At 72.5% G+C, this 13,247-nt stretch carries 11 protein-coding genes; 4 read left to right on the top strand and 7 right to left on the bottom strand.

Annotated features, from left to right (window positions below; all coding sequences use genetic code 11):
- Positions 1-38: 38 nt before the first annotated feature.
- Both AC5P1B_RS06770 and AC5P1B_RS06765 read right to left on the bottom strand, forming a co-directional pair.
- Positions 39-887: a carbon-nitrogen hydrolase family protein gene (locus AC5P1B_RS06770; protein ID WP_493885624.1), complete on the bottom strand. Its 849-nt coding sequence runs from the start codon at positions 885-887 to the stop codon at positions 39-41.
- 349 nt (positions 888-1,236) lie between these two features.
- The gene (locus AC5P1B_RS06765) at positions 1,237-2,256 is read right to left on the bottom strand and encodes a LysR family transcriptional regulator (RefSeq protein WP_493885623.1); all 1,020 of its coding nucleotides are present in this window, start codon (positions 2,254-2,256) and stop codon (positions 1,237-1,239) included.
- A 158-nt stretch (positions 2,257-2,414) separates the two neighbouring features.
- Between AC5P1B_RS06765 and AC5P1B_RS06760 the strand changes: the two genes are divergently transcribed.
- On the top strand, positions 2,415-3,914 hold the full coding sequence (locus tag AC5P1B_RS06760; protein ID WP_493885622.1) for an MFS transporter: 1,500 nt from the start codon (positions 2,415-2,417) through the stop codon (positions 3,912-3,914).
- Positions 3,915-3,933: 19 nt separating this feature from the next.
- On the opposite strand, the gene AC5P1B_RS06755 is transcribed toward AC5P1B_RS06760, so the two are convergent.
- From AC5P1B_RS06755 to AC5P1B_RS06740, 4 genes are all read right to left on the bottom strand, one after another.
- Positions 3,934-4,434: an Lrp/AsnC family transcriptional regulator gene (locus AC5P1B_RS06755; protein WP_493885807.1), complete on the bottom strand. Its 501-nt coding sequence runs from the start codon at positions 4,432-4,434 to the stop codon at positions 3,934-3,936.
- Between the two features lie 340 nt (positions 4,435-4,774).
- Positions 4,775-6,280, bottom strand: coding sequence for a GuaB1 family IMP dehydrogenase-related protein (locus AC5P1B_RS06750; protein ID WP_493885621.1), 1,506 nt, complete (start codon positions 6,278-6,280; stop codon positions 4,775-4,777).
- 251 nt (positions 6,281-6,531) lie between these two features.
- On the bottom strand, positions 6,532-7,203 hold the full coding sequence (locus AC5P1B_RS06745) for an HhH-GDP family DNA glycosylase (RefSeq protein WP_493885620.1): 672 nt from the start codon (positions 7,201-7,203) through the stop codon (positions 6,532-6,534).
- A gap of 174 nt (positions 7,204-7,377) precedes the next feature.
- Positions 7,378-7,701 (bottom strand): plasmid stabilization protein, encoded by a 324-nt coding sequence (locus AC5P1B_RS06740; protein WP_493885619.1) that lies wholly within the window; start codon positions 7,699-7,701, stop codon positions 7,378-7,380.
- A gap of 267 nt (positions 7,702-7,968) precedes the next feature.
- Between AC5P1B_RS06740 and AC5P1B_RS06735 the strand changes: the two genes are divergently transcribed.
- The 3 genes from AC5P1B_RS06735 (at position 7,969) to AC5P1B_RS06725 (ending at position 11,978) form a co-directional block, all read left to right on the top strand.
- Complete coding sequence (locus AC5P1B_RS06735) at positions 7,969-8,925, top strand: LLM class F420-dependent oxidoreductase (protein ID WP_493885618.1); 957 nt, start codon at positions 7,969-7,971, stop codon at positions 8,923-8,925.
- Positions 8,926-9,126: 201 nt separating this feature from the next.
- The gene (locus AC5P1B_RS06730) at positions 9,127-10,260 is read left to right on the top strand and encodes a baeRF2 domain-containing protein (RefSeq protein WP_493885617.1); all 1,134 of its coding nucleotides are present in this window, start codon (positions 9,127-9,129) and stop codon (positions 10,258-10,260) included.
- Between the two features lie 527 nt (positions 10,261-10,787).
- Positions 10,788-11,978, top strand: a complete 1,191-nt coding sequence (locus AC5P1B_RS06725; RefSeq protein WP_493885616.1) for a zinc-dependent alcohol dehydrogenase — start codon at positions 10,788-10,790, stop codon at positions 11,976-11,978.
- 118 nt (positions 11,979-12,096) lie between these two features.
- Here AC5P1B_RS06725 and AC5P1B_RS06720 read toward each other — a convergent pair whose 3' ends face one another.
- A complete protein-coding gene (locus tag AC5P1B_RS06720) occupies positions 12,097-13,125 on the bottom strand; it encodes a sugar-binding transcriptional regulator (protein WP_493885806.1) in 1,029 nt (342 codons plus the stop codon).
- Positions 13,126-13,247 lie beyond the last annotated feature (122 nt).

Genomic DNA, 13,247 nt, shown 5'->3' with positions numbered 1-13,247 from the left:
ATTGAGGTGATCGGCGCCGGTGGGTGGTGGCGACGGTGTCAGCTCAACGAGGCGTAGAGCGCGGGGCGGCGGTCGAGGAGATACGGGTTCGTCTGCCGCGACCGCGCCAGGAAGCCCGGGTCGGCGTCGGCGATGACCAGTTCGTCGTCGGCTCCGGCGCGGGCCCTGACGACGCCGTCGGGTCCCGCCAGGCAGCTGCGGCCGATGAACTCGAACTCGCCTTCCGGGCCGCAGCGGTTGACGTAGGCGACGTACAGCTGGTTCTCGAACGCCCGGACCGGGATGAGGGATTCGGCGACGAACTGGAACGGGTGCATCTGCGCGGTGGGCACCAGCAGCAGATCCGTACCGGCGAGGGCGTGCGCGCGGACGTTCTCCGGGAACTCCACGTCGTAGCAGATCATGATGCCGACGCGGAGCCCGTTCAGTTCCGCCTGGACGACGGAGGTCTGGCCGGGGGTGAACCAGCGCTGCTCGAAGGCGCCGAAGAGGTGGGTCTTGCGGTAGTTGGCGAGGCGTTCGCCGTCGGGGCCGATCAGCTGGGCCGCGTTGTAGACGACCTGCTCATGGCCCGGCTCCGGCGCCGGTGCGCCTGGCTCCACCGCGTCGGGCGCCGGGCCGCGCTCCGGGTAGCCGTAGACGACGGCGAGACCGTGCCGGGCGGCGATCTCGGCGACGGCGTGCGCGCTGCGGCCGTCGGCCGGTTCTGCCAGCTCGTGGATCTGGGCGCCGATCGCGTAGCCGGTGAGGAACATCTCCGGGGTGACCAGCAGCCCGGCCCCGGCGGAGGCGGCTCGCGCGGCGGCCTCGTCGAGGACCCGGAGATTGTGCGCGACGTCGCCAAGCCGTCCGGAACTCTGGAGCAAGGCGGTGCGCGACGACGTCATGGAATCCCTCGGACGGGTGATGCGGGGCAGGGGGCGCGGCCACGAACGTTCAGGTGGGGCCCTATAGACGGTACGGTCCGCCGCTCACGGCGGACAAGGCGCGTCCGTTGCGCGCCAGCGACCGATTCATTGCGCGTTGAGGGGCTTCTGCGGCGATTCGTTGCACCCGGGGTTGCCGCAGGCGGTGAGGCGTGCAGGGCGGCAGTCATCGAGGCGGGCGCGAGGGCTTCTGCGGGGACCGTGCCGGGTCTTGTGCCCGCATTTGTGAGGGGCACCGCTGGCGAGCCTCACGGCAGGCGGACGGGCGCCGTCAGTCCCCGTCGCATGGCTCCCCCGCCCGGTCACCCGCTCATGGGCTGAGGGCGGGCCCGGACCGGTCACGGGGACCGTCAACCGGCGGGCGGCTCCCTCCGGGGCGGGGCCCGTCGCCCGGCTCCTCAGGCACCGCCGCCACCGCCTCGCGCACCAGGTGGCGCAGCCAGCGGTGGCCGCCGTCGGCGTCGTGCCGGGGATGCCAGGCCATGGCGATCGGCAGCGGCGGCAGATCGAGCGGCACCTCGAAGGTCCGCAGGCCCAGCGCGGTGACCGCCGCCCGGCCGAGCCTGCCGGGCACCAGGCCGACCACGTCGCTGTGCGGCAGCAGGAACAGCGAGGCGGCCAGCGTCGGGGCCGACCCGACGACCCGGCGCCGCAGACCGCGGGCGGCGAGCGCGTCATCGACGGGCCCGGCGAGACGGCCGCGCCGGGAGACGACGAGATGGCTGGCCGCGGCGAAACGCCGGGCGGTCACCGGGCCCTCGGTCAGCGGGTGGCCGGGCCGTACGACGGCGACCATGCGGTCGGTGAGCAGCGGCTCGCTGCTGGTCTCCGGTTCGTTGTGGTCCGGGATGCCGACCTTCAGGTCCACCGCGCCGTCCCGCAGCGACACGGTCCCCGACGAGCCCTCGGCGAGGAAGCGCACGGCCGCGTGCGGCGCCTGCTCGGCGACGCCGGCGAGCAGCCGCGCGCCGAAGGCCATGACGTGCACATCGTTCGCGGAGAGGGTGAAGGCGCGGGTCAGGGACGCCGGGTCCACCGGTTCGGCGGCGGCGAACAGGGCGCGGGCATCGCCGACGAGCCGCCGCACCTCGGCGCGCATCGCGAGCGCGCGGGGAGTGGCGACCATGCGGCGGCCCGCGCGGACGAGGACGGGGTCGCCGAGCGCGGCACGCACCCGCCCCAGGGCACGGCTCATCGCGGGCCCTGACAGCCCCAGCCGGTCGGCGGCGGCCGTGACGCTCTCCTCCTCCAGCAGCGCGTCCAGGGCGATCAGCAGATTCAGGTCGGTACGGGGGCCGTGTTCCCCGCTCCGAACAGGTTCTTTGCGCATGACGCAAGTATTCCCTGTGGACCTTGCATTTGAGATCAACAACCGGCGGCTCTAGCGTCCTGCACGTCGGTCTCTCGGCTTTCCCTTCGTTGTCCCTCTGCCTTTCCCTCCCCTCCCTCCCCTTCCATCCACCACGTCCCCCCGGGGGTCTCTTCGCCATGTCCGCGACCGTTTCCACCGCCGCTCCCGCCCGCTCTCCGGCCGGTCACCGCGGCGTCCTCCTCGCGATGTGCGCCGCCGTGCTCGTCGCGCAGTCCCTCGTCGCCGCCATCAACCTCGCGATACCGCTGCTCTCGGCGAGCGGTCTGCGGCCTTCGTCCGCCGAGCTGCTGTGGATCGTCGACACGTACGTCATCGTCTTCGCCGGACTGCTGATCCCCGCCGGAGCGCTCGGCGACCGGTTCGGCCGCAAGGGCGCGCTGCTGGCCGGGCTCGGGCTGTTCACCGCCGGTGCCGCGCTGTCGGCGGCCGCGTCCTCCGTCCCCTTGCTGCTGGCCGGACGCGGCCTGTCCGGCGCGGGCGCCGCGCTGGTGATGCCCGCGACGATGTCGCTGCTGCTGCACGTCACAGCCCCCGAGCGGCGCGGCGCCGCCGTCGCCGGCTGGAGCGCGGCGGTCGCCGTCGGCGGCATCCTCGGCAACACCGGCGGGGCGCTGATCCTGGAGTACCTGCCGTGGCGCGGGCTGTTCTGGGCGTACGTGCCGCTGGGGCTCGCGCTGCTCGGCTGGACCGCGCGCGTCGCGCCGCGCCCGCCCCGGAACCGGGTGGCCCTCGACGTGCCGGGCTCCGTGCTGCTCGTACTCGGCCTGTTCTCGCTGCTGTACGGCGTCATCGAGGGACCGGGCCGGGGCTGGTCGTCAGCGCCCGTACTGGCCGCTTTCGGGCTGGCCGCCGCCCTGCTCACCGTCTTCGCCGTGCACGGGCTGCGCACCGCGCACCCCATCCTCGACCCGCGGCTGTTCAAGCTGCCCGCCGTACGCTCCGGGACGATCGGGCTGGCCGCCACCTTCTTCGGCATGTTCGCGCTGTTCTACGTCAACGCGCAGTTCCTGCAGTACGTGAAGGGGTTCGGCGCGCTCCAGGCCGGTTTCGGGGTGCTGCCGGTGGCGGTCGGCATGATGCTCGTGACCCGGCGCGGCCTGGGCTGGGCGGCGCGCTTCGGCACCCTGCCGACCGTCGCCGGTGGTCTGCTGACCATCGCGGCCGGACTGCTCGCCCTGTCCACGGCGGACGCCGGGACGCCGTACCCGCTGTACATGGTCTATCTGCTGGTCATGGCGACGGGCTGCGGCATGACGATGCCCGTTCTGTCCCACGCCGTGGTGACGTCCCTGCCCCCGGAGAAGGCGGGTGTCGGCTCCGGGCTGAACGCCGCCGCGCGGGAACTGGGAGCCGCACTCGGCGTCGCGGTGATCGGCACGGTGCTCTCCGCGCGGTTCTCCGCCCGCCTCCCCGCCACCCTCGGCGACCAGGACGGCTCGGCCTCCCGCGCGCTGTCCGCCGCGTCGAGGGCGGGCGGCACCGCGCACGCGGAGGTGATCTCGGCGTACACCCACGCGGTCGCCACCGGATACCGCGTCACAGCGGCGGCTTTGGTGCTGCTCACCTTCGTGGTGGCGGCAGGACTGCGCGGACGGGCTGCCCGGACCCGCTCCTGAGACGGCGGTGGGGCGCTCGCTACGTCGGGGCCCCCGACGTGAAGCGGCGCAGCAGCGGTGACAGGATGAGCACGGACTTCGTCCGTTCGACGAAGGGCTCGCCCGCGATGCGTTCCAGGACGCCTTCGAAGTGCCGCATGTCGGCGGCGAAGACCTGGACGATGGCGTCCGCCTCACCGGTGACGGTCGACGCGGACACCACCTCCGGGTAGCGTGCGAGGCCCCGGTGGATGTCCTCGGGTGAGGTGTTCCTGCGGCAGTAGAGCTCGACGAACCCCTCGGTCTCCCAGCCGAGCGCCGCCGGGTCCACCCGTACGGTGAAACCGGTGATGGCGCCTTCGGCGCGCAGCCGGTCCACGCGCCGCTTGACGGCGGGGGCGGACAGGCCGACCTGGGCGCCGATGTCGGCGTAGGACCGGCGGGCGTCCTCGGCGAGGGCGTGCACGATGCGTTCGTCGAGTGGGTTCAGTCGCACTGCGGGTGGTTCATCTCTCTGCGGTGGCCGGTCGGGGAACGGCATATGCCTGTATGCCTGTACGAAGTAGACCACGGGCCCGCGCCCCGCTCGCCCCGGCGAGCACCAGGTGAGGGCACGGAGCGGGCGCCGCTGACGGGCGGCTGCCCACACGCGCGTGCGCGCGTGTTCCCGGCGCGGCAGTGATCGGCCCCCAGTCCCCGGAGGCCGTGATCCGGGCCGCGGACGGCCGGAGCCCGTACGCACCGTACGGGCCCTCACCCCCCGCACGGCGGGACCAGACCACGGCGCCCCCGCCCGGTCCCCGCCACGGAGGCGGGGGCGGGGCGGGGGCGCCAAGGGGACGGGGGTGCGCGGCACCGTCACGGGAGTGCCGCGGCTACGGCTACGCCCAGCTGGCGTGCAGCGGCTTGCCCTCCGCGTAGCCCGCGGCGCTCTGGACGCCGACGACGGCCCGCTCGTGGAACTCCTCAAGGGAGCCCGCGCCCGCATAGGTGCAGGAGCTGCGCACACCGGCGATGATCGAGTCGATCAGGTCCTCGACGCCCGGCCGGGCCGGGTCGAGGAACATCCGCGAGGTGGAGATGCCCTCCTCGAACAGGCCCTTGCGCGCCCGGTCGTAGGCCGATTCCTCGCTCGTACGGTTGCGTACGGCACGCGCCGACGCCATGCCGAAGCTCTCCTTGTACAGCCGCCCGTCAGCGGACTGCTGAAGATCGCCGGGCGACTCGTACGTACCGGCGAACCACGAGCCGATCATGACGTTGGACGCACCGGCGGCCAGCGCCATCGCGACGTCGCGCGGGTGCCTGATTCCGCCGTCAGCCCATACATGCTTGCCGAACTTCCGTGCCTCGGCGGCACATTCGAGCACCGCGGAGAACTGCGGGCGGCCCACACCGGTCATCATGCGCGTGGTGCACATGGCACCGGGGCCGACGCCGACCTTGATGATGTCGGCGCCCGCCTCGATGAGATCGCGCACACCTTCGGCGGCGACGACGTTGCCCGCCACGACCGGCACCTGCGGGTCGAGCGCGCGCACCGCCTTCAGCGTGCTGAGCATCGACTCCTGGTGGCCGTGCGCGGTGTCCACGACGAGCGTGTCCACGCCCGCTTCGAGGAGGGCCTTGGCCCGGGTCACAGCGCTGCCGTTGACGCCGATGGCCGCGGCGATCCGCAGGGCGCCGTCAGCGTCGGTCGCGGGGGTGTAGAGCGTGGCGCGCAGGGCGGCCTTGCGGGTGAGGATGCCGACGAGCCTGCCGTCCTTGTCGACGGCGGGCGCGAGCTTGCGGTGCGCGGCGTCGAGCTGGTTGAAGGCCAGCCGGGGGTCCATGTCCGCGTCGATCACCAGCAGTTCCTTGGACATGACCTCGGAGAGCTGGGTGAAGCGGTCCACGCCGGTCAGGTCGGACTCGGTGACGATGCCGACCGGCCGTCCGCTGCGCGCCGCGCCCGCCGCCTCGTCCACGGAGTGCCCGTGGCGGGGACCGGTGCCGTCGCCGGAGTCGGCGACGACGACACCCGCGCCGTGCGCGCGCTTGGGCAGCAGGGCCAGCGCGTCGGCGACGGTCTGGGAGGGGGTCAGCACGATCGGAGTGTCGAGCACCAGGTGCCGCGTCTTCACCCAGCTGATCACCTCGGTGACGACGTCGACCGGGATGTCCTGGGGGATCACGACGAGGCCGCCGCGCCGGGCGACGGTTTCGGCCATCCGCCGTCCCGCGATGGCGGTCATGTTGGCGACCACGAGCGGGATGGTCGTGCCGGTCCCGTCCGGGGAGGCGAGGTCGACGCCCTGCCGGGAGCCCACGGCGGAGCGGCTCGGCACCATGAACACGTCGTCGTACGTCAGGTCGTACGACGGCTTCATATCGTTAAGAAATCGCATGCTAACTCTCTCACCTGCGGTTTTACGGAAGGGCGGGTGGGGAGTCAGCACCGGGCCCAGTCGGGTTCGGACTGCGGCTCCTACGCCATCATCACCGATGGCGGCGGGAAGTGGCGAACCGGCGTTCCCTTTTCTATGGCTTCCGCCAAGGGCGCGGGGTCTCCTCTGTACCTTCGCCCAAGAGCCGCGCAAGAGGCGAACCAGCCGCGTCGCGGCGCCCGGCAGCGGCCATGCGCGGCGGCCGTCACCGCCTACGCCGACACCCGCTTGCGGACGTCTTCGACGACGGACTTGTCCAGGGCCGCGCGGACGAGCCCCGCCGCCAGACCCGCGGTCTGCTTGGGTGTGACCAGCCGTGCCAGCCCGCTGGGCTTGGCAGGCAGGCCGAGACGCTCCGCGCCCTGCAATGCCTTGGAGTCGAGATACGGGGCGAACTCGGGCCACACCTGCTGCGCTTCCCTGAGGAAGATGTCGGCGCCCGCGGGTCCGAGGCCGGGGACCTCCTGGAGCAGACGGCGCAGCTCTTGCGGATCGCCGTCCGCCGCTTGGCGCATGCGCCGCAGATCGCCGCCGTAGCGGTCGAGTACGAGGTTGGCCCCGTCGCCGAGTTGGGTGGCGGTGCGCTCGTCGTAGCGGCGGTATCCGCCCTTGCCGAGGGCGTCGACGCGCTGCTGCCACGTCGCCTCGGCCATGCCGCGGGGGCCGCGCATGCCCGCCTCGAACAGGGCGCGCGCGGCCGCGACCGCGACGGAGGCGCGGATACGGGCGCTGAGCAGGTCGGACAGGACGAGGAGTTGATACAGCGGCTGCGGGGTGTCCCGCAGCCGGATGCCCGCCTCCGCCGCGTACGTCTGGCCATGCGTGGTCAGCAGGGCACGGGCGGTGGGCTGGGCCCCATCGGTCTTCCCGCGGTCGGTCGTCATGATCGGTCCCTTCTTCCTCCGCGCCCGCGACGCCCGCCGCTCCCGCACGCCCGGAGATCACGGGATCAGGAGTTCGGGAGAGCTCCGGGCTGAGGGTGGGACAGAGGGGCCGGGGAACAACGGCGTGAGGGGTAAGGGGTAAGGGGTGAGGGGTAAGGGGCTGGTGGCGCGGGCTCAGCGGCCGAGCGCCTTCGCGAGCTCGTCCTTGGTCATCGACGAACGGCCCTCGACGCCACGCTTCTTCGCCTCTTCGTACAGCTGGTCCCTGGTCGGGCCCGCCGCACCGGTGTGGGAGCGCTGGCCTCCCCGGCGGGAGGACGACATGTCCTGCGTGGAGGTACGGCTCGCTGTCTTGGACTCACCAGCACGGGCGCGTTCCTTGTTGACTGTCCGGGCGGCGATCTCCTTCGCCCGCTTGTCGCTCGTCCCGCGCTCTTCCTGACTTTCCTTGATCTTCTCGTACTGGCGCTCGCGCTTGTCGCTCGTTCCTCGTGGCATGGCGGCACTTCTCCTTACCAGTGCTTCCTTACGCTCGTGCTTCCTTGCCTCTCGTCCCGTGAGAGCGGGCCCTGCGGCAGGCGCCCGCCGTTCGCGGTGTCCATCCCCGGTACCCGTCCCGCAGGCGCCGAAACGCGCTCCCCCGGCGCGGCGGGGCACCCGGACCGGGAGCCGGTACGAGCCCTCGCGGGCCCGTGAGCTGGGAGGTTTCCCGGCTCCGCTTCCGGTTACCCGGCGTGCCATACCGGACGGCGCCGAGGAGGACGCATGACGACGTACGGCTACTTCCTCTCGTGTGAGGAACACGGGCCGCAGGAGTTGGTCGAACAGGCGCGCATGGCGGAACAGGCCGGGTTCTCCGCGCTGTGGATCTCCGACCACTTCCACCCGTGGAGTGACGAACAGGGCCAGAGTCCGTTCGTGTGGTCGGTGATCGGTGCGCTCTCCGAAGCGACCTCCCTGCCGGTGGAGACCGCCGTGACCTGCCCCACCATCCGGCTGCATCCCGTGGTCACGGCCCAGGCCGCGGCGACCAGCGCCGTGCAGCTCGACGGCCGCTTCCGGCTCGGTGTCGGCAGCGGTGAAGCGCTCAACGAGCATGTCCTGGGCGACCGGTGGCCGACCGCACCGGAACGGCTGGAGATGCTCGACGAAGCGGTGCAGGTGATACGGCAGCTCATCGGGGGCGAGGAGGTCGACCACCACGGCAGGCACTACACGGTGGAGAACGCCCGGCTGTACACCGTCCCGGACGAGCCGGTGCCCATCGACGTGTCAGGGTTCGGCCCCGCGGCGACCGAGCTCGCCGGGCGCGTCGGAGACGGCTTCGTCACCATGGCCCCCGACGCCGACGCGATAGCACGCTTCCGGCGCGCGGGCGGCGGGCAGAAACCGGCGTTCGCCGGGCTCAAGGTGTGCTGGAACCTGGACCGTGAAGAGGCCGTACGCACCGCGCACCGGCTGTGGCCCAGCGGTCAGCTACCCGGCGAACTCGCACAGGTGCTCCCCACCCCGCGCCACTTCGAGCAGGCGTCGACGCTGGTCACCGCCGAGCAGATCGCCGAGAACGTGCCCTGCGGAACCGACCCCGAGACCCACCTCGAAGCACTGAACGCCTACGTCGAGGCGGGATTCGACACCGTCTACGTCAACCAGATGGGTCCTGATCAGCGCGGGTTCTTCGACTTCTACCGCACCAAGGTCCTACCGCAGCTGCCCGTCTGAACGCACCGCCGGACAGCCGTACCACCCCACGGAGCGACGAAGAACCACCGGCCCTCGGGGGCCCGCCCGGCCTACCCGGACCGTTGACCGGCGCATCGGGATCTTTACCGTCCGGCCGCGGACGTAACCTGTTCCGTTTCGCTCGGACAGGGCACCCGGGCCGTGAGCCGCCATCGCACCGTGTGACCCACAGGAGGCATCATGCAGCTCACGCACCTTCGGCCGATCCTCCAGCACCCGGGACCGTGGGCGTCGGTGTACACCGACGCCTCCCACGTCACCGAGGACGCGGCCAAACACCAGGAACTCTCCGCCCGCGCCGTGTCCGATGAGCTCGCCGCCCTGGGCGCGACCCCCGCCACCTGCGACGCGGTGTACGGCGCGCTCCACACCAGGGAGCTGGGGAAGCCGGGTGAGCGAGCGGGTCGTGCCCTCTTCGCCGCCGACGGCGAGGTCGTCCTCGACGTACCCCTCGCCGGTCCGCCCGCCGCGCCCCTCACGGCCTGGGCCCCGCTGCCGAGGATCACCCCCCTGCTGCGCGGCGCCGGGGAGACTCCGGCCTGCCTGGTGGCCTACGTGGACCGCGCCGGCGCCGACTTCGAACTGCGCCACGACTCCAGCCGCCAGGACGCCGGACACGTCACCGGCGACGACTGGCCACTCCACCGCACCTCGACGGCGGAGTGGTCCGAGCGGCACTTCCAGACCGCGGTCGAGAACACCTGGGAGCACAACGCGGGCGAGATCGCCGCCACCGCGGCCGACCTCTGCCAGGAGAGCGGGGCCGAGGTGCTGGTCCTGGTCGGTGACGCACGGGAGCGGCGCACCGTACGCGACCGGCTGCCCGAACCCCTGCGGTCGTCGGCCGTCGAGAGCGAGCACGGCGGGCGACCCGCCGGGGCGGGCAGCCCCCAGCTTGAGCGCGACATCGCCCAGGCCCGCGCCGTCCGCGAGGTCGAGCGCATCTCCGCGATAGTGGAGCGCTACCAAGCCGGGCGCGACGAGCACAGCGAGATGGCCCACGCCGTCGCGGGTGTGCCCGCGCTCGTGGAAGCCGCGCGGGAGCACCAGATCGACACGCTTCTGGTCGCGCCGCACGGGCAGGACACCAGCCGCGAGGTGTGGGTCGGCCCCGAGAGCGATCAACTCGCGGTCCGCAGCACGGAACTCCAGTACCTCGGCGAGGTGCACCCGACCCCGGCACGCGCGGACGACGCGCTGCTGCGGTCGGCCATCGCCAACCGCGCCGAAGCGGTCTTCGTCAGCGACCCCGACGCGGCCCCGGTCGGCGGCCTCGGCGCACTCCTGCGGTGGGCCGCTCCCCCGCAGCACTGACGGGAGCACCGATGGGAGCACCGACCTGGGAGTGCGGGCGTACGCGGCGCGTACGGGTGCGCGTGTCCAGGTGGCGAGAGAGAACTCATCAACGCCCGCGCCGAGTGTTTCGGGTGTGCCGGGGCGGGCACTCGGCGACAGGCCGAGCGGTCGGCCTCACTGTGGGGAGTGAGTGGAGACAGGGGCGCCGGACCGGAAGAAGTGACCTTCCGGTCCGGCGCCCCGCACCGCTCCCGGCCACGTTTCTCCCGGCCGCTCCTGTACGCCGCCCGCTCCCGCCGGCCCCGGAGACGGCGGAGGGGGCGGTCACCCGGTTTGAGTCGCGGGCGTCCGGTGTACCCGGGCGGCGCACCACGGCGGCACGCCGCCTGGACACCGGCCGCGACGGGCACCGACTGCCAGGGACACCGACCGCCACCGGCGCCGATCAGCACTTCCCGCCACGGACACCGCTGGAAGGACCGGCGAAGGACCGGCGCGCCGGTTCCCGTAGTAATCCCGTAGAAATCCCGTAGAACGGAGTCGTGATGAGGGCCCTGACCTGGCACGGAAAACGTGATGTCCGGGTGGACACGGTTCCCGACCCGCAGATCCAGACGCCGACGGACGCGATCGTGCGCATCACCTCCAGCGGGATCTGCGGCTCGGACCTCCATCTCTACGAGGTCCTCGGCCCCTTTCTCGACGAGGGCGACATCCTCGGGCACGAACCCATGGGCGTGGTCGAGGAAGTCGGCAGCGAGGTGACCTCGCTGGCCGCGGGCGACCGGGTGGTCATCCCGTTCAACGTCTCCTGCGGCACGTGCTTCATGTGCCAGGCGGGACTGCACTCCCAGTGCGAGACGACGCAGGTCCACGAGCGCGGCATGGGCGCTTCCCTGTTCGGCTACACGAAGCTGTACGGCCAGGTCCCCGGCGGGCAGGCGGAGTTCCTGCGGGTCCCGTTCGCCGACACGCTGCCGGTGAAGGTGCCCGACGGGCCGCCCGACGAGCGGTTCGTCTACCTCTCCGATGTGCTGCCCACCGCGTGGCAGGCCGTCGAGTACGCGGCGATCCCGCCAGGTGGCAGCGTGGCGGTGCTGGGGCTCGGCCCGATCGGCGACATGGCCACCCGGATCGCCGCGCATCGCGGAGCCGACTGCGTCATCGGCGTCGACCTCGTTCCCGAACGCCTGGAACGGGCGCGCGCGCACGGCGTGCGCGTGCTCGATCTGCGTGAGCACCGCGAGAATCTCGGTGACGTGATCCGCGACTTGACCGACGGGCGCGGGCCCGACGCGGTCATCGACGCGGTCGGCATGGAGGCCCACGGAGCGCCGGTCGGCAAGTTCGCCCAGCAACTCGCCGGGATGCTGCCCGGACTGGCCGCCGAGAAGCTGATGGAGCACGTCGGAGTGGACCGGCTGTCCGCCCTGCTCGCGGCGATCGACATCGTGCGCCGGGGCGGCACGATCTCCCTGAGCGGCGTGTACGGCGGGATGGCGGACCCGCTTCCGCTGCTCACCATGTTCGACAAGCAGATCCAGCTGCGGATGGGCCAGGCGAACGTCAAGCACTGGGTGGACGACATCATGCCGCTGCTCACCGACGGGGACCCGCTGGGCACCGAGGGCTTCGCCACGCACAAGGTGCCGCTGGAGGACGCCCCGTGGGCCTACCGCACGTTCCAGGCGAAGGACCACGGCATGGTGAAGACGCTCATCAAGCCGGGCGCGTAAGCCGGCGCCCGAGTCGGCGCACAGGCCGGGTCAGGCGCCGGTCCCTCCGCCCGCGGTACGAGCCGACCGCCCGCACAGTCCACCGCGCTCCGGGCCTCCTGCCGCCAGACCGGACCCGTCAGCTGACGCCGTCCGGGTCCGTGCGCTCCAGCGCGGGGCGCGGCCCCGGGCCGGTCTCCGTCAGCAGGTAGTCGGCGGCGGCGGTGTCCGTGACCAGGCTGGTGACGAGGCCGGAGCGGAGCACCGCGCCGATCGCCTCGGCCTTGCGCTGCCCGCCCGCGATGGCGACGACCTCCGGGATACGGCGCAGCCGGTCCGCCTCGACGGTGATGCACCGCTCGCCGAGATCGCGGCCGATGCGGCGGCCCTCGGCGTCGAAGAGGTGGGCGGACATCTCGGCGGCGGCACCGAGCGACGCGTAATGCGCCCGCTCCTCCTCCGTCAGCATGTCGTAGACGGTGGAGATGCCCGGCGCCCAGGAGCCGATGGAGACGGCGGCGACGGTGACCTTGTCGAAGTAGTCGAAGGCGCGGGCGATGCCGGGCTGGCGGCGCAGCGCCGCGGCGGTCGCCGGGTCGGGGAGCAGCATCGGCGCGTAGATGGGGTGCGCCTCGCCGCCGGAGACGGCGGCGGCGCGGCGCACGGCCTCGACCGAGCCGCGCTCGGCGGTGCCCGCGTCGTAGACGCCGGTCAGCTGGACGACCGTGCACGGCGGCAGCCGGTGCAGGGCGGCGGCCATGTGGATCGTGGAGCGGCCCCAGGCGAGTCCGAGGACATCGCCTTCGGCGACCAGTTCCCCCAGCAGGTCGGCGGCGACCTCGCCCAGGTTCTCCGGGTCGGTGGGGGCGCCACCGGCGCCACCCACGGCGCCGGTGGTCGTTTCGTCCGTACCCTCGGCCGGGGACTCGACGACGACCGCGTGCCGCAGCCCGTAGCGGGCGCGCAGCGCGTCCGAGCGTTCGGCGTCGAGCTCGGCGGGCACCCGGATCTCGATGCGCACGAGGTCACGGTCGAGCGCGGTCTCCAGTACGCGGGCGACCTTGAAGCGGCTGACGCCGAACTCCTCGGCGATCTGGATCTTGGACTTGCCCTCCAGGTAGAAGCGGCGCGCCATGGCCGCCGCCTGCACCAGCTCGGCGGGTCCCATCCGCGTGGCTGAACGGCCCGTCGACACCGCGTTCTCCTCACTGTTCACGTTCTGGACTCAACCGTCATCCTGTCAGAAACGGCGGTCCTTGGTTCGCCCTTTACCTTGGCGTTCACCGAGCC

Source organism: Streptomyces sp. A01, from assembly GCF_059026195.1.
This window is presented reverse-complemented; position numbering and strand designations above follow the sequence as displayed.